Annotated in this window: 23 protein-coding genes and 1 tRNA gene; 15 read left to right on the top strand and 9 right to left on the bottom strand. The window is 63.5% G+C overall.

Annotation, left to right across the window (positions count from 1 at the left end; translation table 11 throughout):
- Positions 1–66: 66 nt before the first annotated feature.
- From RM96_RS25155 to RM96_RS25170, 4 genes are read left to right on the top strand one after another with little or no spacing between them, the layout of a single operon-like run.
- On the top strand, positions 67–702 hold the full coding sequence (locus RM96_RS25155) for an IS607 family transposase (protein ID WP_052279732.1): 636 nt from the start codon (positions 67–69) through the stop codon (positions 700–702).
- Positions 693–2,351 carry an IS200/IS605 family accessory protein TnpB-related protein gene (locus RM96_RS25160; protein WP_052279733.1) on the top strand — a complete coding sequence of 553 codons (1,659 nt, stop codon included), beginning with the start codon at positions 693–695 and terminating at the stop codon, positions 2,349–2,351. The genes RM96_RS25155 and RM96_RS25160 overlap by 10 nt, the downstream gene beginning before the upstream one ends.
- A 55-nt stretch (positions 2,352–2,406) precedes the next feature.
- Complete coding sequence (locus RM96_RS25165) at positions 2,407–4,104, top strand: L,D-transpeptidase family protein (protein ID WP_082016701.1); 1,698 nt, start codon at positions 2,407–2,409, stop codon at positions 4,102–4,104.
- A gap of 30 nt (positions 4,105–4,134) precedes the next feature.
- Complete coding sequence (locus tag RM96_RS25170; RefSeq protein WP_039014446.1) at positions 4,135–4,695, top strand: YcbK family protein; 561 nt, start codon at positions 4,135–4,137, stop codon at positions 4,693–4,695.
- Between the two features lie 103 nt (positions 4,696–4,798).
- On the opposite strand, the gene RM96_RS25175 is transcribed toward RM96_RS25170, so the two are convergent.
- The 5 genes from RM96_RS25175 to RM96_RS25195 form a co-directional block, all read right to left on the bottom strand.
- Positions 4,799–4,875, bottom strand: a tRNA-Met gene (locus RM96_RS25175).
- Between the two features lie 158 nt (positions 4,876–5,033).
- Positions 5,034–6,734, bottom strand: a complete 1,701-nt coding sequence (locus RM96_RS25180; protein ID WP_039014447.1) for an MFS transporter — start codon at positions 6,732–6,734, stop codon at positions 5,034–5,036.
- A 251-nt stretch (positions 6,735–6,985) separates the two neighbouring features.
- The gene (locus tag RM96_RS25185) at positions 6,986–7,309 is read right to left on the bottom strand and encodes a DUF4212 domain-containing protein (RefSeq protein ID WP_039014448.1); all 324 of its coding nucleotides are present in this window, start codon (positions 7,307–7,309) and stop codon (positions 6,986–6,988) included.
- A complete protein-coding gene (locus tag RM96_RS25190; protein ID WP_039014449.1) occupies positions 7,306–8,856 on the bottom strand; it encodes a sensor histidine kinase in 1,551 nt (516 codons plus the stop codon). Before RM96_RS25190 ends, RM96_RS25185 begins: the two co-directional genes overlap by 4 nt.
- Before the next feature lie 70 nt (positions 8,857–8,926).
- On the bottom strand, positions 8,927–9,616 hold the full coding sequence (locus RM96_RS25195; protein WP_039014450.1) for a response regulator: 690 nt from the start codon (positions 9,614–9,616) through the stop codon (positions 8,927–8,929).
- A 230-nt stretch (positions 9,617–9,846) separates the two neighbouring features.
- Here RM96_RS25195 and recA point away from each other — a divergent pair, with 230 nt between their 5' ends.
- From recA to RM96_RS25245, 10 genes are all read left to right on the top strand, one after another.
- A complete protein-coding gene (recA, locus tag RM96_RS25200) occupies positions 9,847–10,914 on the top strand; it encodes a recombinase RecA (RefSeq protein ID WP_039014451.1) in 1,068 nt (355 codons plus the stop codon).
- A gap of 101 nt (positions 10,915–11,015) precedes the next feature.
- Positions 11,016–11,489 (top strand): recombination regulator RecX, encoded by a 474-nt coding sequence (gene recX / locus RM96_RS25205; RefSeq protein ID WP_039014452.1) that lies wholly within the window; start codon positions 11,016–11,018, stop codon positions 11,487–11,489.
- Between the two features lie 308 nt (positions 11,490–11,797).
- Positions 11,798–12,502 carry a DUF2889 domain-containing protein gene (locus RM96_RS25210; protein WP_039014453.1) on the top strand — a complete coding sequence of 235 codons (705 nt, stop codon included), beginning with the start codon at positions 11,798–11,800 and terminating at the stop codon, positions 12,500–12,502.
- A gap of 89 nt (positions 12,503–12,591) precedes the next feature.
- Complete coding sequence (sucC, locus tag RM96_RS25215) at positions 12,592–13,758, top strand: ADP-forming succinate--CoA ligase subunit beta (protein WP_039014454.1); 1,167 nt, start codon at positions 12,592–12,594, stop codon at positions 13,756–13,758.
- 99 nt (positions 13,759–13,857) lie between these two features.
- Positions 13,858–14,739 carry a succinate--CoA ligase subunit alpha gene (sucD, locus tag RM96_RS25220; RefSeq protein WP_039014455.1) on the top strand — a complete coding sequence of 294 codons (882 nt, stop codon included), beginning with the start codon at positions 13,858–13,860 and terminating at the stop codon, positions 14,737–14,739.
- A gap of 242 nt (positions 14,740–14,981) precedes the next feature.
- Positions 14,982–15,677 carry a TerC family protein gene (locus RM96_RS25225; RefSeq protein WP_039014456.1) on the top strand — a complete coding sequence of 232 codons (696 nt, stop codon included), beginning with the start codon at positions 14,982–14,984 and terminating at the stop codon, positions 15,675–15,677.
- A gap of 305 nt (positions 15,678–15,982) precedes the next feature.
- Complete coding sequence (locus RM96_RS25230) at positions 15,983–16,441, top strand: pilin (protein WP_039014457.1); 459 nt, start codon at positions 15,983–15,985, stop codon at positions 16,439–16,441.
- A 59-nt stretch (positions 16,442–16,500) separates the two neighbouring features.
- Positions 16,501–18,324, top strand: a complete 1,824-nt coding sequence (locus tag RM96_RS25235) for a PglL family O-oligosaccharyltransferase (protein WP_039014458.1) — start codon at positions 16,501–16,503, stop codon at positions 18,322–18,324.
- Between the two features lie 121 nt (positions 18,325–18,445).
- A complete protein-coding gene (locus tag RM96_RS25240) occupies positions 18,446–20,242 on the top strand; it encodes a PglL family O-oligosaccharyltransferase (protein WP_039014459.1) in 1,797 nt (598 codons plus the stop codon).
- A 199-nt stretch (positions 20,243–20,441) separates the two neighbouring features.
- Positions 20,442–21,737, top strand: coding sequence for a GGDEF domain-containing protein (locus RM96_RS25245; protein ID WP_063926015.1), 1,296 nt, complete (start codon positions 20,442–20,444; stop codon positions 21,735–21,737).
- 85 nt (positions 21,738–21,822) lie between these two features.
- Here RM96_RS25245 and RM96_RS25250 read toward each other — a convergent pair whose 3' ends face one another.
- The 3 genes from RM96_RS25250 to moaC form a co-directional block, all read right to left on the bottom strand.
- Positions 21,823–22,341, bottom strand: a complete 519-nt coding sequence (locus tag RM96_RS25250) for a glycine zipper family protein (RefSeq protein ID WP_039014582.1) — start codon at positions 22,339–22,341, stop codon at positions 21,823–21,825.
- A gap of 44 nt (positions 22,342–22,385) precedes the next feature.
- The gene (locus tag RM96_RS25255) at positions 22,386–22,868 is read right to left on the bottom strand and encodes a hypothetical protein (protein ID WP_039014460.1); all 483 of its coding nucleotides are present in this window, start codon (positions 22,866–22,868) and stop codon (positions 22,386–22,388) included.
- A 189-nt stretch (positions 22,869–23,057) separates the two neighbouring features.
- On the bottom strand, positions 23,058–23,537 hold the full coding sequence (moaC, locus tag RM96_RS25260; RefSeq protein ID WP_039014461.1) for a cyclic pyranopterin monophosphate synthase MoaC: 480 nt from the start codon (positions 23,535–23,537) through the stop codon (positions 23,058–23,060).
- Between the two features lie 72 nt (positions 23,538–23,609).
- On the opposite strand from moaC, the gene RM96_RS25265 reads away from it, so the two are divergent.
- Positions 23,610–25,424: a beta-barrel assembly-enhancing protease gene (locus RM96_RS25265; protein ID WP_039014583.1), complete on the top strand. Its 1,815-nt coding sequence runs from the start codon at positions 23,610–23,612 to the stop codon at positions 25,422–25,424.
- A 15-nt stretch (positions 25,425–25,439) separates the two neighbouring features.
- On the opposite strand, the gene RM96_RS25270 is transcribed toward RM96_RS25265, so the two are convergent.
- Positions 25,440–26,021 carry a DUF2946 family protein gene (locus tag RM96_RS25270; RefSeq protein WP_039014462.1) on the bottom strand — a complete coding sequence of 194 codons (582 nt, stop codon included), beginning with the start codon at positions 26,019–26,021 and terminating at the stop codon, positions 25,440–25,442.
- Positions 26,022–26,043 lie beyond the last annotated feature (22 nt).

The raw sequence follows: 26,043 nt of genomic DNA on the forward strand, positions 1-26,043 counted from the left end.
ACCTGATCATTAGTTGCGTACGCTCCACATTATTTGTGATGAGGAGTCGTTGTGCAATGATGCTCGATTGGAGAATTGGCGGTGATGTTGGGTGTTGCCGTGGTAACGCTGCGGCGCTGGGACAAGGCAGGCCGGCTAACGCCGGCCTGCCGCACGTTGGGAGGTCACAGGCGCTATGACCTTGCCAAGATGCGAGATGCATTAAGACAAGCCGGTCCACCAAAAGGTGGTAAGACCATTGCCTACGCCCGCGTGTCATCGCATGACCAGAAGGGGCAACTGCAAAGCCAGGCGCTTCGACTACAGCGACATTGCGAGCAGCAATGCTGGCCCAACATCGAGGTCATTACTGACCTCGGCTCTGGATTGAACTACAAGAAGAAGGGCCTGCTGACGCTGCTGCGGGAGATCCTGATGCGTCAGGTCACGCGCATCGTGCTCGTGACGAAGGACCGGCTGCTGCGCTTCGGGTCGGAGTTCCGCATCTGCGACGTCTTCGATGTCGAGGTGGTGGTGCTCGACGCACAAGAAGACATTTCGCGCGAACAACAACTCACCGAGGATCTGGTCGAAATCCTGACTGTCTTCTCTCCGCGACTGTATGGCACGCGCAGTCGGAAAAATCTGAAAGCCTTGCAAGCGGACGCGAATGTGATTAAATCACGGCACACTAAGAACGAAGAACTTTGCCCTTGCAACTGACCATCCAAACGCGCCCGCCGATTGCGTCGCAAGCCATTCCAGTGCTGGATCGGCTGTGCGCGCACTACGGCCTGCATAAGCGCAAGCTCTACGCGCGCGTGGCAAAAGATGGTGGCAAGGCCAAGGACTACAAGACTGAATTCTGCCAGCAGTACGGCCTCACCGCCCGCTACTTCAATGGCCTGTTCAACGATTTGCAGGGATCGATCGACAGCGTTCGTGAGCTGTTGACAGAGGGCATCAAGGACAAGCGCGGCGATGTTCAAAAACTGAAGGAGCGTCTCAAAGGGTACGACAAGAAGCTCGCGGAAATCGCGTCGAAGAAAGTTCTTGTCACCACCAAGGTGTTCAAGCGCTGGACCAAACAAAAACGCAAGATTGAACTTAAGATCGAACGCCTGGACAAGCAGATTCAGGAGTTCAGGGTCCGCTTGGCCGCGAATGTGCCCGGCATCTGCTTTGGCTCGCGCAAGCTCTTCCACAAGCAGTTCAACCTCTCAGAGAACGGCTACGCCAATCACAAAGCGTGGAAGAAGGATTGGGATGCCGCGCGCAACCATGAATGTTTCTTCCTCGGATCCGGCGACGAAAAAGGCGGTAACCAATCCTGCACGCTGTTTGTTGGTGAGGATGGCCTGCTCGCGCTGCGCATCAGGTTGCCCGATGCCGTGGCGGCTGCCTGCGGGCCGGCAGACGGCGGTCCGAGGCCGGAAAAACTCACGAGCAAGGATAAGTACCTCGTTCTGCCTGGACTGACGTTCCCGTACGATGAGGCCGATCTGCGTCGCGCCCTACGCGATGGCAAGGCGCTGTCCTGGCTGATCCACAAGGATCACAAGGGCTACCGCTTGATGGTCTCGTTTGATCGGCCGGAGACGAAGGTATCGACCCTTAGCCGTAAGTTCGGCGCGATCGGCATCGACTTCAACGCCGACCGTCTTGCCGTCGCAGAGACCGATCCGGGCGGAAACGTCATCAAGGCGTGGCGAATCGATCTTACGTTCGAGGGCAAGAGCAGCGGGCAGCGCGACGCCATCTTGTCCGATGCGCTGGAGGAGGTGGTCGAATATGCGCTGAAGGTGCGCAAGCCGATCGCCGGCGAAGATCTCAACTTCGCCGACAAGAAGAAGGACATGACAGCGATGACGCCCGCGCAGGCGCGGGCGCTGTCGGGTCTTGCCTACGCGAAGTATCAGCAGTTGCTCGCCTCGAAGTGCCACCGGCGCGGCGTCGAGCTAATCAAGGTGGACCCGGCCTACACGTCGGTGGCTGGGCTGGTCAAATACGCTAAGCCGCGTGGGCTTAGCGTCCATAAAGCGGCCGCGGGTGTCATAGCCCGTCGGTCGCAGGGCTGCAAGGAAAACATTCCAAGAGAGGTATCGACACCGGTATCTATCATGGGTGTGACCGCTGTCTTCCGGCTACCTGCAAGGAATCGTTCGGAGGCTGGCGGCACATCTTGGGGTGAGATCCACGTGGCTCTGGGCAAGTTCCGGCGCGAGATGATCGCCGCACAGAGGAAATCTGTTGCGCGAAAGGTCGGGGCGTCCCGCGGCGTCAAGTCGCGAGGGCCGAGCGGGGGCACCGTGAACCCTGCGGGAATCAAATCAAATAGCTCACCGCGAAGCGGTGAGCAGATTTGTTCCTAGTGATGTTAGCGGTAGACTGTCGGACGTGTACGACGAATCCTGGTCCAGCCTGTCGATGCCCTCGTTCCTGACCGCTGTGCGCCGCACCGGCGCCACCTCCGCAGCCATTGCTGCCCGCCTCCTTCCCCGGCTGCCTGAGCACATTGCGCGCAATGCATCGCCGCACGGCGCCGCCCGACAGCTGGCGCGCTGCATTGCTGCCGGCGCGCTCGCATGCGCGGCTGCCGGTTTCGCGCTGCCGGCCTTGGCGCAGGCTCCGCTATGGTTTGCGCAGGGCCGCCCCTCGCCCGAGGCCCAGCAGGCAGTCGATGCGCTGGCTGCGGCCGCCGCCGATGGCCTGGATCCCGCCGACTACGATGCGGACACGCTGCGCCAGGCGGTTTCCCAGGCGGCCAGCGGGCCGGCCCTGGCACCGGACGCCGCGGCGCGCCTTGACGCTGCGCTGACCGGCGCGATGGAACAGATGCTGGCCGACCTGCATGCCGGCCGCGTGAATCCCCGGACGGTGCGCGCGAATTTCTCGCCGCAGGCCGAGCGGCCGTTCGATGCGGCTACCTGGCTGCGCGACGCCGTGGCGGCGCACCGCCTGCCTGAAGCGATCCGGCAGGCCGCGCCGGCGTTTCCGCTGTATGGGACGCTGCGGGCGGCCCTGGCCCGCTATCGTGACATCGCCGCACAGCCAGCCTGGGCGCAGCCGCTGCCGCGGCTGCCCGGTGCGAAACTGACCGCGGGCCAGCCCTACGCGGGCACCGCCGCGCTTACCGCGCGCCTGGTGGCGCTGGGCGACCTGCCCGCCGGCACGCCGGCGCCGCGGCGCTATGAAGGCGTGGTGGTCGATGGTGTGAAGGCTTTCCAGTCCCGCCACGGCCTGGAGGTCGATGGCGTGCTCGGGCCGGGGACACTCGCGCAGCTCAATACCCCCATCGCCAGCCGCGTGCGGCAGATTGAACTGACCATGGAGCGCCTGCGCTGGACCCCGCTGGACGGGCCGCGCATGATTGTGGTCAACGTCCCGGAATTCATGCTGCGTGCCTACGAACTGCACGACGGCAAGCTCGATATCAAGCTCGAGATGAAGGTGATCGTGGGCAAGGCGCTTGACACCCGCACGCCGCTGTTCAAGGAGGACATGCGCTATATCGAATTCAGCCCGTACTGGAATGTGCCCCCGTCAATCGCGCGCCGCGAGACTGTCCCGCAGCTGCGCAGCGATCCCGGCTATTTCACGCGGCAGGGATTCGAGTTCGTGAGCGGGGATGGCAAGGCGGTGACCACACTGTCCGATGCAAACCTGGACGCCGTGCTGAACGGGCGCATGCGCATCCGCCAGCGCCCCGGGCCGATGAACGCGCTTGGCGATATCAAGTTTGTGTTCCCCAACAACGAGAACATCTACCTGCACCACACGCCCACGCCGCAGTTGTTCAAGCGTGACCGGCGCGACTTCAGCCACGGCTGCATCCGTGTGGAGGAACCCGTGGCACTCGCAAAATTCGTCATGCAGGGCATGCCCGACTGGACCGAGACCCGCATCCGCGACGCGATGACCCGCGGCAAGTCCAGCACGGTGCGGCTGCAGCAGCCGTTGCCGGTCGTGCTGGCGTACGGCACGGTGATCGCGCGGGCCGATGGTCGTGTATCCTTCCTGCCAGACATCTATGGTCATGACAAGCTGCTGGACCAGGCGTTGCGGCAACGCCCCGCGCGCCGCGCGCCGGCAGCCATCGCGAGTGCTGCGGGCCGCACGCCCTGATGCGCTGCGAGCACTTCAAGAGGGTTTCCCATGATTCATGCGACGCGCATGGCACGCCGCCGTTTCCTTCATGCCACCGGCGGGCTGGCGCTTGCAGCCGGGCTGATGCCGCTGACGTCACGCCAGGCACTGGCCAGCCTGCCCGATGCCCGCTCGCTCGCCTTCGACCACACGCATACCGGAGAACGCATTTCGCTGGTCTACGCGGTGGGCGATCGCTTCCTGCCGGACGCGCTGACCACGCTTAACGGCTTCCTGCGCGACCACTACTCGGGACAGGTCGGCGTGATCGATCCGCAGCTGTTCGACCTGCTGTTCCAGCTGCGCCGCACGCTCGGCACAGACAGCCCGTTCCAGGTCATCTCCGGCTACCGCAGCCCGGCCACCAATACGCGGCTGCGCAATACGCGCGGCGGCGGCGTGGCGAAGCACAGCCTGCACATGGACGGCAAGGCCATCGACATCCGGCTGGCCGGCGTTCCCCTGGCGGACGTGCGTGACGCGGCGAAGTCCCTGCAAGGCGGTGGCGTGGGCTTCTACCAGTCCGAGCAGTTCGTCCATGTCGATACCGGACGCGTGCGCTACTGGTAAGAGGTGTAAGTGGCGGGAGCCGTTGCGCAGGTTCGCTGCATGCGCAGCGCAACCCAAAGAAAAAAGCCGCGAACCCATGCGGGATCGCGGCTTTTCAAATAGATGGTGGCGAATCAGGGACTCGAACCCCGGACCTGCGGATTATGATTCCGTCGCTCTAACCGACTGAGCTAATTCGCCAACGAAGACCGCAATTATACCGGTAGTTTTTGGGCTGTCAACACCTTTATCTCAAGAATGTTTCCGGGCCCGCTGCGGCCAAAAGAAAACCGGCAGGCCAGTTGGCCTGCCGGCTGGAGCGACCGATTACCGGATCGGTCTTGCCTGCACTACCTCGTTCAGTCGTTGGCGTAGATGTTCACGTCCTTGGTTTCGCGCACGAACAGCGCGCCGACCACGAAGGTGACCGCGGCGATGATGATCGGGTACCAGAGGCCGTAGTAGATGTTGCCGTTCTGCGCCACCAGCGCGAAGGAGATGGTGGGCAGCAGGCCGCCGAACCAGCCGTTGCCGATATGGTAGGGCAGCGACATCGAGGTGTAGCGGATCCGGGTCGGGAACAGTTCGACCAGCATGGCGGCGATCGGGCCGTACACCATCGTGACGTAGATCACCAGGATCGTCAGCAGCACCAGCACCATGACGGTGTTCATCTGCGCCGGGTCGGCCTTGGTCGGGTAGCCGGCCGCGCCCATCGAGTCAGCCACTTCCTTCTTGAACGCCGCGATCTGCTTCTTGCTGGCGTCGTCGAAGCTGTGGCCGGCCGGAACCAGCGTGCCATTGATCGAGGTGATTTCCTTGTCGCCGATCTTCACCGTAGCGGTGGTGCCGGCCGGAGCGTTCACCACTTCATAGCTGGCGGAAGCCTGGGCCAGGGTCCGCTTGGCGATGTCGCACGAGCTGCGGAAGTCGATCTCGCGGGCGATCGGGCTGCCCTGGAACGAGCACTGCTTCGGATCGGCGGTGACGACGATCTGGGCGGACTGCTGGGCGCGTTCCAGCGCCGGGTTGGCGTAGTGGGTCAGGCCCTTGAAGATCGGGAAGTAGGTCAGCACGGCCAGCGCGCAGCCCGCCATGATGATCCACTTGCGGCCGATCTTGTCCGACAGCGAGCCGAAGAAGACGAAGAACGGCGTGCCCAGCACCAGCGAGCCCGCGATCAGCAGGTTGGCGGTGGTGGCGTCGACCTTCAGCACCTGGGTCATGAAGAACAGCGTGTAGAACTGGCCCGTGTACCACACCACAGCCTGGCCGGCGGTCAGGCCCACCAGCGCCAGGATCACGATCTTGAGGTTGCGCCATTGGGCGAAGCTCTCGGTGAGCGGCGCCTTGGAGGTCTTGCCCTCGGCCTTCATCTTCTGGAAGGCCGGCGATTCGCTCATCGACAGCCGGATGTAGACCGACATGGCCAGCAGCAGGATCGAGACCAGGAACGGGATGCGCCAGCCCCAGGTATCGAAGGCCGGGCCGGTCAGGTTGCGGCACAGCAGGATGACGATCAGCGACAGGAACAGGCCGAGCGTGGCGGTAGTCTGGATCCACGAGGTGTAGGAGCCGCGCTTGCCGTGCGGGGCATGCTCGGCCACGTAGGTGGCCGCGCCGCCGTACTCGCCGCCGAGCGCCAGGCCCTGCAGCATGCGCAGGGCGATCAGGATGATCGGCGCGGCCCAGCCGATGGTGGCATAGCCGGGCAGCAGGCCGACGATGAAGGTCGACATACCCATGATCAGGATGGTGATCAGGAAGGTGTACTTGCGCCCGATCATGTCGCCGAGGCGGCCGAACACCAGCGCGCCGAAAGGCCGCACGATGAAGCCGGCGGCGAAGGCCAGCAGGGCGAAGATGAAGGCGGAGGTGGGGTCGAGGCCCGCGAAGAACTGCTTGGCGATGATGGCCGCCAGCGAGCCATACAGATAAAAGTCATACCACTCGAACACCGTGCCCAGCGAGGAGGCCAGAATCACCTTCCTCTCTTCGTGCGTCATCGGTGCGTTTTGGGCGCCCCCTCCGGGCACCGCAACGTTCTGCGCGTTAGCCATCTTGTCCCCTCCGTCTGTCGAATGGATCTCCGGCGGCCCGCCGGCCGTTGCGCGCGCAGCGGCGCGCTGCGGCCGTGCTGCCGAAGTTGCAAGGATTGTGGGTCGCGAAACTTACTGACTTCTGACAGATTCGCGCGCAAAAACGCGAATTGCGTCGGGGTATACGCTAGCCGCTGACCGGCATTTTCATGCTGCATTGCGGTGGGTTGCGGCCGCGGCAGGCAGGCATTTGCGGGGCACCGGCAATGCCGCTATGCAGCATCCGAGTGTGCGCTGCGCGAGGCGCCCTGCGAAGGTGGGGTGGGGGCGATCGGGTGTTCGTCAGCATCCTCGTCGGCCCGGTTCATGCGCCAGGCGTAGAGCGCGGCCATCAGCACGTAGATGATCAGCGCACCCTGCGCGCCGACCCAGAACGAGAACGGCCAGCCGAAGAAGTCAAACCGGAGTTCGCGCGCATACCAGCTGGCGACAAACGTCACCACGAACCAGACGACGAGCAGCACGCCGATCCAGCGCAGGTTGTGGTGCCAGGCCTGCCGCTCGGCAGGCGGAATTTGCGGAGGCTCGTGCTTCATGAGGGCTCGACTTCGGGGCGCCGCAGTGTCACCCGGAAATGCGCACCAGCCAGGCGCGGTTCCTGCTGGTAGACGTGATCGGTGATGTTGACCTCGCCGCCGTGCTGCTGGACGATCTCGCGCACGATCGCCAGGCCCAGGCCGCTGCCTTCGGTATTGGTGCCGAGCACGCGGTAGAAGCGCTCCATCACGCGTTCGCGCTCGGCCGGCGCGATGCCGGGGCCGGTGTCTTCCACATCGAGATAAGCGAAGGGCTCGAACGGATCGGCGCTGACGCGCACGGTGGCGTGGCCGCCGGTGGGCGTGTAGCGGATCGCGTTGTCGAGCAGGTTGTTGAGCATCTCGGTCAGCATCAGCCGGTTGCCTTGCACCATCACCGGATGATCGCCGGCGTCCAGGCCCAGGTCGATGCTGCGCGCCCAGGCCTGCGGCAGCCAGTCCTTGACCACTTCGCGCGCCAGCGCCGACAGGTCGAGCGCGGCCATGCTGCCCGCGCCGGCCACGTTCTCCATGCGCGCCAGCGACAGCAACTGCGTCACCAGGTGCGCCGTGCGCTCGGAACTGCCGGCAATCTGCGCGAGCGAGCGGCGCAGTTCTTCCGGCGATTGCTCGCGCTGCGCGAGTTCGGCCTGCATGCGCAGCCCCGCCAGCGGCGTCTTCATCTGGTGCGCGGCGTCGGCGATAAAGCGTTTCTGGGTTTGCACCGACTGATCCAGGCGCGCCAGCAGGTCGTTGAACGACGCCACCAGCGGCGTGATTTCCTGCGGCGCGGCGCGTTCATCGATGGGACTGGTGTCGCCGGGATTGCGCGCGCGGATGCGCTGCTGGATCGCCGTCAGCGGCGCCAGGCCACGCGTGAGGCCGAACCACACCAGCACTACGGCCAGCGGCAGGATCACGAACTGCGGCAGGATCACGCCCTTGATGATTTCGTTAGCCAGCCGCGCGCGCTTGTCGAGCGTCTCGGCCACCTGCACCAGCACCGGTTGCGTGCCACCGACGTTCTTCAGGTCGATATAGGTGTAGGCCACGCGCACGTCATTGCCTGCCACGCGATCGTCGCGCAGCGACACCAGGCCCGGATGGCCCTGATCGTCCTCGGACGGCAGCGGCAGGTCATGGTCGCCCGCTACATACTCGCCGCGCTTGCCGACCACCTGGTAGTAGATGTTGTCGGTTTCGTCGGCGCGCAGGATTTCACGCGCCGACAGCGGCAGCTGCAGCGTGACCCGACCGTTGACTTCGCGCACCTGTTGCGACAGCACAATGGCGCTGGCTTCGAGCGAGCGGTCGAACGGACCGTTGGCGATCGACTTGGCCACCAGATACGTGACCGCAATGCTCATCGGCCACAGCAGGAGCAGGGGCGCCAGCATCCAGTCGAGGATTTCGCCGAACAGCGAGCGCGGTGCCGGATGCGCGGTGCTTTCCTCCAGGTGCGGGAGGGCGTCGGCCAGCGCCTCGTCGTCGGTTGCGGAAGGCGATGGCGGCCGGGCTGCAGTCCGGGGCCGATGGGCGCGTCGCCAGGGCAGTCGCAGCAGGTTCATCTCGGGTTGGTCACGGGAAGGCAGGTCGAGATGGGATGGCGGCTGCGTGAGAAGAGGGTACGGGCGCGGATCAGCTGTGCGTGGCCAGCGCCGGCTGGAATTTTTCCAGGCAGTAGCCGAGGCCGCGCACGGTGGCGATGCGAATGCCGCCAACCTCGATCTTCTTGCGCAGGCGGTGCACGTAGACCTCGATGGCGTTATTGCTGACTTCCTCGCCCCATTCGCACAGGTGGTCCACCAGCTGTTCCTTCGATACCAGCCGGCCGGTGCGCGTCAGCAGGATTTCCAGCAGGCCGATCTCGCGCGCCGACAGCTCGAGCATCTGTTCATTCAGGTAGGCGATGCGGCCGACCTGATCGTAAGCCAGCGGCCCGTGCCGCATCAGCGTGGCGCCGCCGCCGGCACCGCGCCGCACCAGCGCACGCACGCGCGCTTCCAGTTCGGTCAGGGCGAAAGGCTTGGCCATGTAGTCGTCGGCGCCGAGGTCCAGGCCCTTGACGCGCTCGTCCACGCTGTCGGCGGCGGTCAGGATCAGCACCGGCAGCATCGCGCCGCGGGCGCGCAGCCGCTTGAGGACTTCGAGCCCGGACATGCGCGGCAGGCCCAGGTCGAGGATCAGCAGGTCGAAAGTCTGGGTCGACAGCGCGGAATCCGCCTCGAGCCCGTTGGCGACATGGTCGACGGCGTAGCCGGACTGGCGCAGCGAGCGCGTGAGGCCATCGGCCAGCACGTCGTCATCTTCAGCGATCAGAATGCGCATGGTTGTCTCCACCCTGGCCGGCATAACCAGCCGCCGCCTGTGGAAGGGGCGCGACAGGGCTTGCCAAGCATACTGTTTTTTTATACAGTACCCGCACATTCCGCGTGGACTGCCCCGGAGGGCGGCCGCGCAGACAGCCGGGTCAGGCGCTCGCGCCGGAAAATGCCGGTGCCGCGCCACATGCGGCCTATTTATACACCATTGTTACCACCATTGACTCAAGGACGACCATGGACGACAAGAAGGCAGGTGCCGGCGTGAGCGCCGAGAAGCAAAAGGCGCTTGCCGCCGCGCTCTCCCAGATCGAGAAGCAGTTCGGCAAGGGCTCGATCATGCGCCTGGGCGATGGCGAGGTCGAGAAGGACATCCAGGTGGTCTCCACCGGTTCGCTCGGCCTGGATATCGCGCTTGGCGTCGGCGGCCTGCCGCGCGGCCGCGTGGTCGAGATCTATGGTCCGGAATCTTCGGGCAAGACCACGCTGACCCTGCAGGTCGTGGCGGAAATGCAGAAGCTTGGCGGCACCTGCGCCTTTATCGACGCCGAGCACGCGCTCGACGTGAACTACGCCTCCAAGCTGGGCGTGAACGTGGGCGAACTGCTGATCTCCCAGCCGGACACCGGTGAACAGGCCCTCGAAATCACCGACGCGCTGGTGCGCTCGGGCTCGATCGACCTGATCGTGATCGACTCGGTGGCGGCGCTGGTGCCCAAGGCCGAAATCGAAGGCGAAATGGGCGACTCGCTGCCGGGCCTGCAGGCCCGCCTGATGAGCCAGGCGCTGCGCAAGCTGACCGGCACCATCAAGCGCACCAACTGCCTGGTGATCTTCATCAACCAGATCCGCATGAAGATCGGTGTGATGTTCGGGTCGCCTGAAACGACCACCGGCGGCAACGCGCTGAAGTTCTACGCCTCGGTGCGCCTGGATATCCGCCGTATCGGCTCGATCAAGAAGGGCGACGAGGTGATCGGCAACGAGACCAAGGTCAAGGTAGTCAAGAACAAGGTATCGCCGCCGTTCCGCGAAGCCTTCTTCGACATCCTCTACGGCCAGGGCATTTCGCGCCAGGGCGAGATCATCGACCTGGGCGTGGACGCCAAGATCGTCGAGAAGTCGGGTGCCTGGTACAGCTACAACGGCGACAAGATCGGCCAGGGCAAGGACAACGCGCGCGAATACCTGCGCGAGAACCCGGATATTGCCGACGAGATCGAGAACAAGGTCCGTGCGGCGCTGGGCGTCGTGGCAATGAACGGCGTTCCGGCGGCGGCCGCGACCGCGACGCTGGAAGACTAAGCGTCGGCGGCGAGGCGAGCCCGAGGGCTGGCGCATGACAGTGCGCCAGCCCTTTTGCATTCTCCTTTGCCGCGACGGCTTTCCATTGCTCATTAGCGTCAATGATCACCCGCCCCCCGCTGTCCCTGAAGGCCCGCGCCGTCGGCTACCTTTCCCGCCGCGAGCACAGCCGCGCCGAACTGGCGCGCAAGCTGGCGCCACACGCCGAGTCGCCGGAAGAAGTGGAGCGCCTGCTCGACGCCCTGGAGCGCGAGAACTGGCTGTCCAACGAGCGCTTTGCCGATAGCCTGGTGCACCGGCGCGGCAGCCGCTATGGCACGGCGCGCGTGATGCAGGAAGCCAAGACGCACCAGCTTGGCGGCGAGCAGCTCAGCGATCTGCAGGAGCGGCTGCGCGCCACGGAGCCCGAGCGCGCGCGCGAGGTGTGGCACAAGCGCTTCGGAACCCCACCTGCGACGCCGGAAGAGCGGGCCAAGCAGATCCGCTTCATGATGGCGCGTGGCTTTTCGCGCTCGGTGATCGGTAAGGTCATCAAGGGGGCCGAGGATGAGATCGGGGAGGATTCCGCGGAATAGCCTGCGTTGGTGCGTTATTGAGCACTATCCCGTCGATTACCTGCGCCGCCGGCAGGTGTATTCAGCCTCCACGCTTGCATACGCTGCAGGTTCGGCTCCCGCTGCCGGCTGGCCGGTCTCCTTGAGATTTCCGCAGAAAATTGCCGGTTTCCAACCGCGGGCGGCCTGCCTCCACCGCTTTGGTCGGACGACAATCCCGCGCCGACAGCCGGCGCACAAGGATGTTCCCGGGCAATGCGCCCCGGCATGTTAAACTCCCCCGGTTATTCGGCGTTGCTGCCGTCCTGCCCCGTATTCCCAGTCTGGTCATGCCTCTCTCCCAGCCCGTCAACCGCTCCCCGCGTCATCGCCGCGCCATCACGGCCGAGGCTTATCTGCGGGACGATGGTCTCTGGGACATCGAAGTCCGCCTCACCGACACCAAGCCGCGCGATATCGCCCTGGCCGGCAACCGCATCCGGCCGGTCGGCCAGCCCCTGCACGACCTGTGGCTGCGCGTCACGATCGACGAAAACATGACAGTGCTGGATGCCGAGGCCTGCTCCGACTGGGTGCCGTATCCGACGCATTGCGACACGGTCGGCCCGGCTTACCGCAAGCTGATCGGCCTGAACCTGCGCAAGGGCTTCCGCAAGGCGGTTCGTGAGCAACTGGGCGGCGTGCAGGGCTGCTCCCACCTGACCGAGGCTGCGGGCGTATTGCCCAGCACCGCAATCCAGGCATTTGCCGGCGAAGTCATCAATATTCGCGACAACGGCGACGACGATCCCAATCCCGAACCGCCTTACCAGCTGCATGGCTGCCATGCGCTGCGCTTCGATGGCGAGGTGGTCCGCGAGTTTTACCCGCGCTGGTATGGTTACCAGCCGAAGCCCAAGGTACGGGCCGAGGCAGCACCTGCCGCCGCAACCGCGCCTCAGGCGCCCGCCGCGGCCAATGGCGACCGCGGTGGTCACGCAAACGACGGCAACGGCGCTGTCCCGGCCGACCGGCCGACCGGCACTTCCGGCTGATCCTCAGGACCGGCCAGCCAGACGAGAGAGTTCGTCTCCATTCAGATTCTTCCCTTCTACCTTTTACGCCTACCCGAAAGGAAACACGCATGAATATCCATGAGTATCAAGGCAAGGAAATCCTGCGCAAATACAATGTGCCGGTTCCGCGCGGCATTCCCGCGTTCTCGGTTGACGAGGCCCTGAAGGCCGCAGAAACGCTCGGCGGCCCGGTGTGGGTCGTCAAGGCCCAGATTCATGCGGGTGGCCGCGGCAAGGGCGGCGGCGTGAAGGTTGCCAAGAGCATCGACGACGTCAAGACCTACGCTTCGAACATCCTGGGCATGCAGCTGGTCACGCACCAGACCGGTCCGGAAGGCAAGAAGGTCAACCGCCTGCTGATCGAAGAAGGCGCCGACATCAAGAAGGAACTATACGTTTCGCTGGTGGTGGACCGCGTTTCGCAGAAGGTCGCGCTGATGGCGTCGAGCGAAGGCGGCATGGACATCGAAGAAGTCGCTGCCCACAGCCCGGAAAAGATCCACACCCTGATCATCGAGCCGTCGGTCGGCCTGACCGACGCTGAAGCCGACGACATCGCCCGCAAGATCGGGGTGCCCGACGCAAGCGTGGCGCAAGCCCGCCAGGCCCTGCAAGGCCTGTACAAGGCGTTCTATGAAACCGACGCTTCGCTGGCTGAAATCAACCCGCTGATCCTGACCGGCGACGGCAAGGTCATCGCGCTGGACGCCAAGTTCAACTTCGACTCGAACGCGCTGTTCCGTCACCCGGAAATCGTCGCCTACCGCGACCTGGATGAAGAAGACGCCAACGAAATCGAGGCTTCGAAGTTCGACCTGGCCTACATCTCGCTGGACGGCAATATCGGCTGCCTGGTGAACGGCGCCGGCCTGGCTATGGCCACCATGGACACCATCAAGCTGTTCGGCGGCGAGCCGGCCAACTTCCTCGACGTGGGCGGCGGTGCCACCACCGAGAAGGTGACCGAAGCCTTCAAGCTGATGCTGAAGAACCCGAACGTGCAGGCCATCCTGGTCAACATCTTCGGCGGCATCATGCGTTGCGACGTGATCGCCGAAGGCGTGATCTCCGCTTCCAAGGCCGTGCACCTGACGGTGCCCCTGGTCGTGCGCATGAAGGGCACCAACGAAGATCTCGGCAAGAAGATGCTGGCCGAATCGGGCCTGCCCATCATCGCCGCCGACACGATGGAAGAAGCCGCCCAGAAGGTGGTGGCCGCTGCCGCTGGCAAGTAAGCCGTCGCACGAACGCAACCACACGCGAACGCGAGCGGTGCGCAGGCGCTCCCTTGAGCCCCTGTGCGCGCCGCTCGTAGCCAAGCAAAGGATTACAGCATGTCGATTCTGATCAACAAAGACACCAAGGTCATCACCCAGGGCATCACCGGCAAGACCGGCCAGTTCCACACCCGTGGCTGCCGCGACTATGCCAATGGCAAGAACTGCTTCGTCGCGGGCGTGAACCCCAAGAAGGCCGGCGAAGACTTCGAAGGCATTCCCATCTACGCCAGCGTCAAGGACGCCAAGGCCCAGACCGGTGCCACCGTGTCGGTCATCTACGTGCCGCCCGCAGGCGCCGCTGCCGCGATCTGGGAAGCCGTTGACGCCGACCTGGACCTGGTGGTCTGCATCACCGAAGGCATCCCCGTGCGCGACATGATGGAAGTCAAGGACCGCATGCGCCGCGAGAACAAGAAGACCCTGCTGCTGGGACCGAACTGCCCGGGCCTGATTACGCCGGACGAAATCAAGATCGGCATCATGCCGGGCCACATCCACCGCAAGGGCCGCATCGGCGTGGTGTCGCGCTCGGGCACGCTGACGTACGAAGCCGTGGGCCAGCTGACCGCGCTGGGCCTGGGCCAGTCGTCGGCTGTCGGCATTGGTGGCGACCCCATCAACGGCCTGAAGCACATCGACGTGATGAAGATGTTCAACGACGATCCGGAAACGGACGCCGTGGTCATGATCGGCGAGATCGGTGGTCCGGACGAAGCCAATGCGGCTTACTGGATCAAGGAAAACATGAAGAAGCCGGTGGTTGGCTTCATCGCTGGCGTGACCGCGCCTCCGGGCAAGCGCATGGGCCACGCCGGCGCGCTGATCTCGGGCGGCGCCGATACCGCCCAGGCCAAGCTGGAAATCATGGAAGCCTGCGGCATCAAGGTCACCAAGAACCCGTCGGAAATGGCCCGCCTGCTCAAGGCGATGCTGTAACTGCGCCTGTCGTTCCCGCGAAGGCGGGAACCCAGCGTCTCATTGCCCCCGCCTCCGTGCGGGGGCAATGTCATTCTGGTGAGCGGCTTCTTAGGGTATCTCCTGAGCCAGCGACATGCAGTTTGAAACCGAACCGAAAGGTTCGTACGATAAACATCTATGTCTGTGAATTCAGACATCCGAAAGCACGCAGTGGCGCGCGTTCGGGAAACACAAACAGCTAGAAACTGAGGAGCCTTGCCGTGGAATTGTTGTCCACCACCACGTTCTGGATTGCGTTGGGATCGATCATCCTGACCAATATCGTCCTGTCCGGCGACAACGCGGTGGTCATCGCGCTCGCCTCGCGCAATCTGCCGCCCGCCCAGCAGAAGAAGGCCATCTTCTGGGGCAGCGCCGCCGCCATCGTCATGCGGGTCGTGCTGACCGTGGCCGCCGTCAAGCTGCTGAGCCTGCCGTACCTGAAGATCATCGGCGCCGTGCTGCTGGTCTACATCGGCGTGCAGCTGCTGAACGGCGATGACGACGAGGAAGGGCACGACGCCAAGGACAACATCTGGGCCGCCATCCGCACCATCCTGATCGCCGACCTCGTGATGTCGCTCGACAACGTCGTCGCCGTGGCCGCCGCCGCCCAGAAGGGCCCCGAAGGCAGCCAGCTGATGCTCCTGATCCTGGGCCTAGGCCTGTCGATCCCGCTGATCGTGTTCGGCAGCACCATCCTGCTGAAGGTCATGGAACGCTTCCCGGTCATCATCGTGCTGGGCGCCGCGCTGCTGGGCTACCTCGCCGGTGAAATGCTGGTCAGCGATCCGGTCGATGCGGCGTGGTTCGAAGTCAACGTCCCGCACGCTCACCTGGTGTTCGGTGCCGCCGGGGCGATTCTGGTGGTTCTGGTCGGCAAGCTGATGGGCCGTCGGGCAGCGCAGACGGCCTGACGGGCGTCCGGCGCCACAACAAAGGCGGCTCATTGCGAGCCGCCTTTGTCATTCCCGGCACCGGAAGTTCGGCGACTAACTCATGTGAGTGATCGCACATTTTGTCGCTTCGGAGCCGGCTTCGGCGTCCAGATGACAAAATTTGCCAGTTGCCGCAGCCATCACCTGAGCGGGTGACGAAATTTGTCGCATCGAACCCCACATATGGGGAATCGCAGGCTGGCACGCATTCTGCTGTATGGCTCTGGCGTCGCGTTTACGAAGACGTGCAGTGCTTAACCAAAATCTCTTCGAGGGGTCAAATCATGCAACGGGTACAACAACTGAAGAAGCTGGGCCGCCGTGTCCAGAAGGGCTTTACGCTGATCGAACTGATGATTGTTGTGGCGATCATTGGTATTTTGGCGGCGATTGCGATTCCGCAGTATCAGGATTATGTGACGCGTAGCCGTTGGTCGGATGTGTATTCGCAGGTGGCACCGTTGAAGTTGGCCATCGCGCAATGCACTCAGACCAATGCAGGCGGCGTGACCTCGTGTGATACGCTTGCCGCGCTGACCAGCGAAGTAGGTTATTCCACACTGCCGACTCCGGCCAACGCATCGGTAACGATTACTGGCACCACCGCGGCTATCCTGATGGCAGCGAAGGCACAACTCGGTACTACCTGCACAGTGACCTTGACTCCGACGCTTACATCCAATGCAGTGACGTGGGCGGCGACCGATGGCGGTGGTTGCACCAAGTCGCAGACCGGCGTCTAAGCCGTTTCAAGCTCAAGAGAGGGCATCTTCGGATGCCCTTTTTCTTATGGAGACGGGCAATGAAAGCCGCGCTCAATGCAAGCAGTTCGTGGTCAGCGCTCTTCCTAACACTCATGCTCTGGTCCGCACCATTCCTGATCGTTCCTCACACTTTTCCCATCTCGACGTTTTACTCGGAATCCCTTGCGATTGCCATCTCAGTTTTGCTAGCAGGCGCGGCATTGCTAATGCGTATATGTCGGGGCGGTCAACTCCCAATTGCCATGGTTTCGTGGGCTCCCGTGGGCCTCATTGTCGCGTTGTTGGTCCAATTGACCGTGATGCGCGTTTCGCGTCCGGTGCCGTCGTTCTTTGCTATTTTCTTTTGCTTGTGCGCGATACTTTCCATTCAAGCAGGATTGTGGCTTGGTTGCGACCGCAACAGAACTAGGCGGCTATTGCGGGCATGTGCCGTTGGCAGCGTGCTCTGTGGCTTGATTTCGTTTGGCATGGCATGGGTGCAAGCCTTCGGTATCGAGGCGCACTATTCACCCTGGGTGGCAACTTATCCCTACGATAGCGGGCGAAGACTTTTTGCCAACCTATATCAACCAAATCATCTCGGCACCGTCATCGCCTTGGCCATGGCCGGCGCACTCTATCTCCGTCGAATGCATGACATTGGTCGCTTTGCACTAATGGGAGTGTTGATTGTGCTTGCAATCGGCATAGCGCTGACGGCATCGCGCACCCCTATCATTCAAACCGCAGTCGTAGCCGCGGCAGCGCTGATCATGGCGCGTGTGCAAGAAGCGGAATATCCTCCAGTGAAATGGTGGCGCGCTGCCTTGTTCGGGGCTTTGCCTGTACTTGCTGTGATAGCGGCGATGCTCTTTGTGGCGTGGTTGAATCAGACATTCGATCTTCGTCTCGCTACGTCCGCGGCGGAGCGCATGAGTGAACAAGGCCAGATATCACCACGCCTGGCCCTGTGGCGCTATGCATTTGAGGTCTTTAAGCAGAATCCCTTGCTCGGGGTTGGCTGGGGTGAGTATGTTCGAGCGCAGTACTTGATCGCAGACCGTCTCGGTCCCGTGGAAATGGGCAACAACGCGCACAACATAGTGCTCGATCTCCTGGCAAAGACCGGGCTCGTTGGAGCAGCGGCAACCCTGCTACCGTGCCTGTATTGGTGTTGGTGCAGTATTAGGGCGATCCGCGCAGGCGATTTCGCAGTCCAGCGTATTTACTGCATTACTGTAGTGTCGGTCGTGGCGGTGCACGCAATGCTTGAGTTCCCCCAGAACTATGCGTTCTTCCTGCTGCCGATATGCTTTATGATGGGGTTGGCGGAAACGCGGTACTGGCAAGGGATGAGTAGAGGTCTCTCAACGGGAGTGACGATTGCCATGCTGGTAACCGTCTCTGCAGGTCTGGTGGCAGGCTACTTCGACTATCGGAAAGCCGAAGTGGTTTACGAGCAAAGAGGGGCATTACGATACTTTGCCAGCCCGTCTTTCATTTTTGCAGACTGGGCACGCTATGGCCTGACAGGTGCAATGGAGTTAGATCCGGAATTGCTGTCTGAAAAGCTGGCGATGCATGAGAATGCGCTTACCATATCGGCAACTCCAAATATGATCCGACGCTACACTGTCCTGTTGGCGCTAGATAATCGACCCCGCGAGGCATTGCTTCAGGTTCAGCGTCTAAAGAACTTGTCTAATGGACAGTTTGACGTTCAGTATGCACGCCTGCTGGCAATGTGTGATGAGCAAAAGGGCGCAATCGATGAGTTTAAGCAGAAATTGCTCAATCTCTACGGGCAGCCCAAGGCGGAAAAGATTGGCGTCTCGCAGACGTTGAGCGTGGACGGTAATCCGGTAATAGCATATGGCAGGTAGGTACAGCCGCCTTGCGGCTGCCATTAAGGAAGTTAGGGATAGCGTCTAGCCCTGAGGCTGGTCAGCGAAGGCGTGACTCATTTCGCGATATGATGCACGCTTTCAACGGGGCAACTGTCACATGCCAGTCCGTAGTTTGCCAGCTCTGGAAGGGCTAGTTGCCTTGGTGTTGGTACTTCCATTATTGGTATCCAAGCACACCCTGCCACTTGCCACCTTCTACGGCGAATGGGCCAGCGCAGCACTGTTCTGTTTCGCCGTAGTAAGCCGGTACGCCGCTGCAAGGCAGACCGGCGCCGCTAATGCCAAGGCAGTCCCCTGGGTAGTCCTTGTCCCGCTGTGGCTCATTCTGACGAGCCTGATCCAGGCAGCAGCCGGCGTAATTGACTACACCGGCAGTCGTATGGCCACCCAACTGGTGCTGGCCCTCGGCGCGGCAGTCATGTGTGCCGCTTGGCGCTTGAGCAGCTGCGGCGACCGTGATGCAATGCAAGGTGTCACGACAGCCATCTCCGTCGCCTTCCTCGTCGCTGGTCTCTTCGGTACCCTGGCGCAATGGGTGCAGCTGTTCCACCTCGAACCCAAGACCTTCGGCCTAGTCTCTCCCTACTTCTACGACGACAACCGCCGCCTCTGGGGCAACCTGAACCAGCCCAACCACCAGGCCACCGTTGAAGGCCTCGCGCTGGTGGCCTCAGTGTGGCTAGCCTCGCGCGGCTCACTGCGCTTCCCGATGTGGCTGGTCGCAGTTGCCTTGCTGGAAAGCGGCATCGTACTGTCCGGCTCCCGCACCGGCGTGCTGCATGTCGGGCTCGCAGCGGTGTACGCATTGGTGGCAGCATGGCTGGCTCGCGATGTGCGACGCGATGCCGATCCCATGCGCCGGCCCATGGGGCTGGTCGTCGCAGCGATCGCGATGGTGGTAATGCTGCTGGTGCTGCATCCAACGATCAAGGCAGCCGGGCAGGCTTTCGACTGGCGCCTGTTCGATACGCTCGCTCAACTGAAGGCCGAGGACCAGATTTCCGCGCGCGGCGCCTTGTGGACCCACGCCATCGCCATGTTCCGCTCGCATCCCTGGCTCGGCGTAGGCTGGGGCGAGTTTGGCTGGGCGCAGTTCCAGCAGATGGAGCAGGTCCGGGTGAAGGTGGAGATGTCCCTGCACGCTCACAACGCCATTCTCGACCTGCTGGCGAAGACTGGCATCGTTGGTGCCGCCGGTGTCGGACTGATCCTGCTTGCCTGGCTCTGGCGCGTGATCCGGGTTCGCCTCTGGCATGGCGATAGCGAGGAGCGCAAGCAGACGGTGCTGGTGCTGACCTGGCTGGCGATGCTGTGCGCGCACTCGATGCTGGAGTATCCGCTGCACTATCTGTACTTCTTCCTGCCGTTCTGCTTCATGCTGGGCTGGCTGGAGCCTTCGGGCTTCGGGCAGTGGCGCATGCCGCGCTGGATGTCGACGAGCCTTGTCGCGGCCTTCGTTACCATTTCCGCCACCGTGCTGGTGACGATGTGGCAGGACTATCGCCGCGTGGAGGCGCGCGAGTACGCCGGTGCCGAGCGCCGCGACACGCTGCCGTTGCCGCGATTCTGGTTTCGCCAGCATGCCGAAGCGGACATTGCCGAGCGTGCGGTCATCACGCCGGACAATGCTGCCAGCCTGCTGCCAGCCCATATCGCCGCCGTGCATCTGCTGCCGACGCCGACCATGATTGCCCGCACGGCGTGGCTGCTGGCCTTGATTGGCAACCCCGCACAAGGCAGGGCGTGGCTCGAGCGGCTTCGCTACTACTATGCCGGCGACGAGGCGGCGCAGTACGCCTCTCTTGCGCAGGACTGCCACAATGTTGCCGATGACGCCCGTCCGAAGGCGTTCTGCGACTGGGTGCACAGGCAGTCCCGGCGCATGCCGGAATAAGATCCACGCATCTGCCGACGATACAGTAATCGGGCGGATCACCATGCCGTGGTCCACTGCCTTGCACATTTCGGTAACAGGACTACTTTCCCGCGCCATCCCGAACCATTGATGTTGCGTTTCCGGGACAGCCGTCGCTGGTAGGCATGCATAGCACAGCAGCATTGGCGGGACTGTAATAAAGTGTCTCCAAAAATACGTGGGCAAAAAGACCTTGAATCCGGAGTGCCGTCCCGAATTTTCGGTGAATCCGCTGCGTGTGGAATTCAGCCGACCGGAAGTCGAACGCGATTTCCAACTCCATCATGTGACCCGCAGTCAGGCGTCCCTGCGCCTCACGCTGAGTTTCTGTTCCTTCTTCTATCTTGCCTTTGCCTTGACGGATGTCGCCGCGCTTGGCTACGGGCGTCTCGCCTTGCTGCTGTTCGTGGCCCGCATGCTCGTTGCCATTACGGCAATGCTGGGCTTGCAGGTGATTCGCGATCAGCCGGAATCAGTCGCCGCGCTCTGGTTGGCGGCGAGCGCCGCCGAAATTGTCGGGATGGCGACTTTCATGCTAATCGTCTGGTTTCGCCCGTACGAAATCCCGTGGCATGCGATGTCCCTGTGCATCATGCTGATTGTCGTTTATCTGTTTATTCCCAATCGGCTGCTCATTACAAAGATCATCGCGCTGATCACCACGGCTGCTTTTATCGTGATCGCGGTAAGCGTTGGCAATCTGACGGCATCCGATGCACTGACGATGTCGATGCTCTTGCTGCTGGCCAATAGTTTCGGGATTGTGGCGGCGCGTCGCTACCAGCGCCTGTGGCGGGACGAATACCGGGTGCTAATGGATTTCAAGGGTCTTTCCGTGCGCGATCATCTCACCGGCTGTTATAACCGGCGCCATCTGCACGACACGCTTCTGCCGATGGAAATCGCGAGGGCCCAGCGGCACAAGCTATGGCTGACGCTGGTGGTCTGCGACGTGGATCACTTCAAGCTGATCAACGACACCTACGGCCACCAGGCCGGCGACATCGTCCTTCGCAACATTTCAAGCATGCTTCAGACGATCACCCGCCAGCATGTTGACAGCGTTGTGCGCTATGGGGGAGAGGAGTTCCTTCTGACCTTATCGCAAACGGACCTGGATGGTGCCTTGTCCGTCGCGGAGCGCCTGCGTGCGGCGATTGCAGGCAATCCGACGGTTGATGCGGCTGGCAGAAGCATTGCAACCACGGCAAGCTTTGGCGTGTTGGCAGTCAATTTCTCGGTTGCGGGGAAAAACGTGACCGACGAATCCCTGATCGCGGCCGCCGATGCCCTGCTCTACGAAGCCAAGAAGTCCGGCCGCAACAATATCCAATGCAGTGAATGGCCCGATGAATCAGCCGGGCAGGGGCTGAGTTCCCGTCCGCTATCCATCTACGATTCGGCGGCGTCGGACATGAGCTTCGCAAATGGCGATTCTGCGCAATCGGAAAGCCGCCCTGGCTCGGACGGGTGAGTTCTGCGATTGGGTTGCTGCGCAGACAGGCACGCTGCACGCGCAACCATGCGGACGAATGAGGTACCGCCTGCCATCAGTACGGTCAGTACGGCCGGTAGTACCCCGGAGGCGGCGGAGGCGGCGGATAGTAATACGCCCGCGCCGCCGGCCTTGGCGCGGCGTACGACACGTTGCCGTACACCGGTACCTTATGACCGCTCGCGTACATGCACTGCACATAGGCGCCGTCATAGCGCTGCTGCGTGGCGTAGCCTGACGCTTGCGCCGTGCCAGTACCGATCGCCGCGCCGGTCAACAGGCCCACGCCTGCGCCCACGGCCGCGCCTTCGCCCCCGCCAAACGCCGCCCCGGCCGCCGCTCCCAGCGCTGTCGTGAGCACGGTACTCCCGACCGCGCTGGTATTGGCCGCCTCCTGCGTGCTGACGCCGCCCACCTGTCCAAAGGCATATTGCCTGCAGTTGTAGTCATCCGAGCGGAACTGATCGAAGCTCTTGCCCGTGCCCGGCAGCGCCATCACGCTTGGACCCGATGGCACCACGGCGCAGGCGCCCAGCGCCAGCGCGGCCAGCGCCAGCAGGCTGCGGGGGAAATAGGTAGACATGCTGTCCTCGTCTGCGGTGTCCGGACGATGCCCGAAGGCGACCGTCACGAATTGGCCGGCGGTTGCGCCGGCACGCGTTGCCAGCCGCCTGGGCAAGCCCTGATATACGGGTAGTAGCCATCCGGCCGCGCACAGTGGTACCAGAATGCCTGGGGCGGGGGTGCCTCGCTGTCAGGGCCGGGCGCCGAAACGGGGCCTTCCTGTCCCTGCTCGACGTACTCCGGCGCCTGTTGCACGCCAGCCACGGCAGGCGGGTAATAGCCGCCATAGTAGCCACCGTAGTAGCCGCCGTAGTACGGGTAATAGGGATAGCCGGGATAGCCCCACCAGCCGGGGCCGAAGCCAACGCCCACGACAACCCCCGAGTGGAAGTGACCACCGTGCCACCCGCCTCCATGCCACCCGCCTCCGCCATGCCAGCCGCCACCTCCGTGCCAGCCACCCCCGCCATTCCTTGCCACCGCCGCGCCGCTCGCCACGGCCACCGCGAGTGCCAGCAGCAGCTGGCCCATCCTGCGCCCGTTCATGATGATGTCCAGTGATTCAATGGCGGGTATTGCTCCGATCCCGTCGCCCGGTCATGGACGGCGTCATGTCGCCGTCATGTCTTTATTGAACACCAATTCGGGTGAAAACGGAGGGGCCGTGATGCGCCAGTAATGCAGCGTTACCTTTATTACGGCCATTACGGCCCGATCGCGGCAGGGCGATACAGGTCACGTAGCCGCCACCCAGTCGCCCGATTTCCCGCCATGCTTTTCAAGCAGTCGCACGCCACCCATTACCATGCCCCGATCCACCGCTTTGCACATGTCGTAGATAGTCAGCAGGGCGACCTGCACGCCCGTCAGCGCTTCCATTTCCACGCCGGTCTGGCCGCGGGTTTCGGTGCGCACGGTGCAGGTGATGCGGCTGCCGGCTTCGTCCAATTCGTAGTCGACCGAGACCTTGGTCAGGCCGATCGGATGGCACAGCGGAATCAGGTCGGCGGTGCGCTTGGTAGCCATGATGGCCGCGACGCGCGCAATGCCCAGGACATCGCCTTTTTTTGCGTTGCCGTCGCGCACGAGCGCGAAGGTGGCGGGTTCCATCGTGATGGTGCCGGTGGCCACCGCGACGCGATGGGTGCTGGCCTTGTCGCCGACGTCGACCATGTGGGCCTGGCCGGCGGTGTCGAAATGTGTGAGCTGGGTCATGGCGCGGTGGAGTAGGGGATGCACGCGGCAACCCTGATGGGAACGGCTTCCGGAGGCCGCTATCATAGCAACATGCCCAAGTATCCATCGCTTCGCAGCCCAGTTGCAGCTGGCATTTCTGCCGGGCTGGACACTGTGCCTGCCGGTCGCACATCACATTGCCATCCACGGGGCCGATCGGCCGCCATGATGCATCCGTGGCGCCGCTCGCTGGCTGCCCTGTTGGCGCTTGCCATGGTGGCGCCGGCATGGTCGCAGGCCTCACGCCCGGTGGCGGCCGCGAGTCCGCTTGCCAAGGCTGCGCCCGCCGCGCCGTCTGCCGTTCCGTCAGAAGCCAGCGACCAGGTCTACGACAACCTGAACCGGAGCGTGAAAGCCGGCCAGAAGTCGGAGTTCGGGCTGCGCACCAACAACCCGGTGGTGGAAGCCGGCGGCGTGCAGTTGCCCGATCTTGGTGATCCCTCCACCGCGGCGCTGTCGCCCGATATGGAGAAGCGGCTGGGCGACCGGATCATGCGCGATATCCGCCGCGATCCGCAGTACGTGACCGATCCCCTGCTAGCCGATTACCTGAATTCGCTGGGCTACCGGCTGGTGCAGGCCGCGCGCCGGCAGAACATCTCGGGATCGACCGGCGCCGGCACGTTCGCCACGGGCTTCGACCTGTTCGCCGTGCGTGACCGCAGCATCAACGCGTTCGCGCTGCCCGGCGGCTATATCGGCGTGCATACGGGCCTGCTGGTGCAGTCCGATACCGAGTCCGAGCTGGCTTCCGTGCTCGGCCACGAAATCGGCCACGTCATGCAGCGGCATATCGCGCGCGGCATCACCTCGCAGGACCAGTCGATGTGGATCGCGCTGGCCTCGATGGTGCTGGCCGGACTGGCCGCCACGCGCAGCCCCGATGCCGCCGCCGCGCTGGCGCTGGGCGGGCAGGGCGCCGCCGTTGCCAACCAGCTTTCGTTCTCGCGCGGCGCCGAGCGCGAGGCCGATCGGGTCGGCTTCCAGATCATGACCGCGGCGGGCTTCGATCCGCAGGGCATGCCTGACTTCTTCATGCGCCTGCAGCGTGCCGCCGGGACCGCGGAGAATTCGGTGCCGTCCTATGTGCGGACCCACCCGCTGACCTCGGAGCGGATCGCCGACATGCAGGATCGGGTCAGGCACGTTGCCGCACACAAGGTGCCCAATACGCCGGAGTACGAATTCGCGCGCGTGCGGTCCCGCGTGATCCAGGAAGGCACGCCGAGCGACCTGCAGAACCTGCGCACCGCGCTGCAGTCGCAGCTAGCCGGTGCATCGGCCATGCGCCTGCCGGCGCTGTACTACGGCATCGCCTTCACCGAACAGCGCCTTGGACGTTACGCCGCCGCCGAGCAGGCGCTGGGCGAGGCGCGCCGGCTCTACGGCAACATTCCCGGCGCCACCTCGGGCAGCCCGATGCTGGATGTGATGGCGATCGAACTGGCGCGCGCGCAAGGGCGCGTGCCGGAGGCCCTGAGCCAGGCAACGGCATCGATGAAGGCATTCCCGTTGTCGCATGCGGTGGCGCTGGCCTATGCCGACACGCTGCTGGGGTCAGGCAGGCTCGATGCGGCGGTCAGTTTCCTGCGCGAGCGCACGCGCGAGGAAACCGCGCGCAGCGAATGGTGGGACCTGCTGGCACGCGCCTATGCGGGGCAGGGCAAGCGCGTGCAGCAGCACCAGGCGCTGGCCGAGAAGTACGCCATGGACGGCGCCTACCAGGCCGCCATCGAACAGCTGCAGATCGCGCGCAAGGCGGGCGACGGTGACTTCTACACGCTGTCCGAGGTCGATGCGCGGCTGCACCAGCTCGAACGCCAGTACCGCGAGGAGAAGCAGGACAACAAGGGCATGCCCAACTGACCTGCACCGTGCGGGTCAGGCCTGGGCAGCGGCCGGTTGCCTGACGAAGCCGAACCGCTTCGGCACCTCGTCCTCGCTGATCGGTTCGACGGGAATATCGCGGCCGGTGTGATGGAAGACGCCGAGCTCGGCACCGCAGGCTTCGGCGTGCCAGGTGGAGGTGCTGCTGAACAGGTCGAGGTCGTGATCATGCAGCACCGCGGCGTGCGTCGTACCGGGCGGTTCGCCATCCACTTCACCGGCAAGCAGCACGTTGCCGTGCTCATCGGCGTAGCAGGCCTGCAGCGTGAAGTCGCGGTGCGTCGTCGTGCGCAGCCGGCCTTCGTGCAGGCGCACGATCCACGGCGCATAGGCCAGCGAGACGAACACCCTCTGCGGCCCGTTCTGGAAGTACCACGCGCCGCGCTCGTCGTGCAGGTAGTTGCGTTCGATAAAAGCGATCAGCGCCTCATGGCGGATCGGATCGCCCGAGAGGCCGTGCTGCTGGGCAAACTCGTTGCGAATGCGCCATTGTCCGCGCCGGTCCAGCGCCAACCAGCCGTAGCAGTTCGGCACATTGGGCCAGCGGGCCATGGCTTGTCTGACGGTCTCGTCCATTGCTGTGTCTCCTCTTCGCGCG

Origin of the sequence: Cupriavidus sp. IDO, assembly GCF_000812465.1 — a bacterium.
Lineage (GTDB): Bacteria > Pseudomonadota > Gammaproteobacteria > Burkholderiales > Burkholderiaceae > Cupriavidus.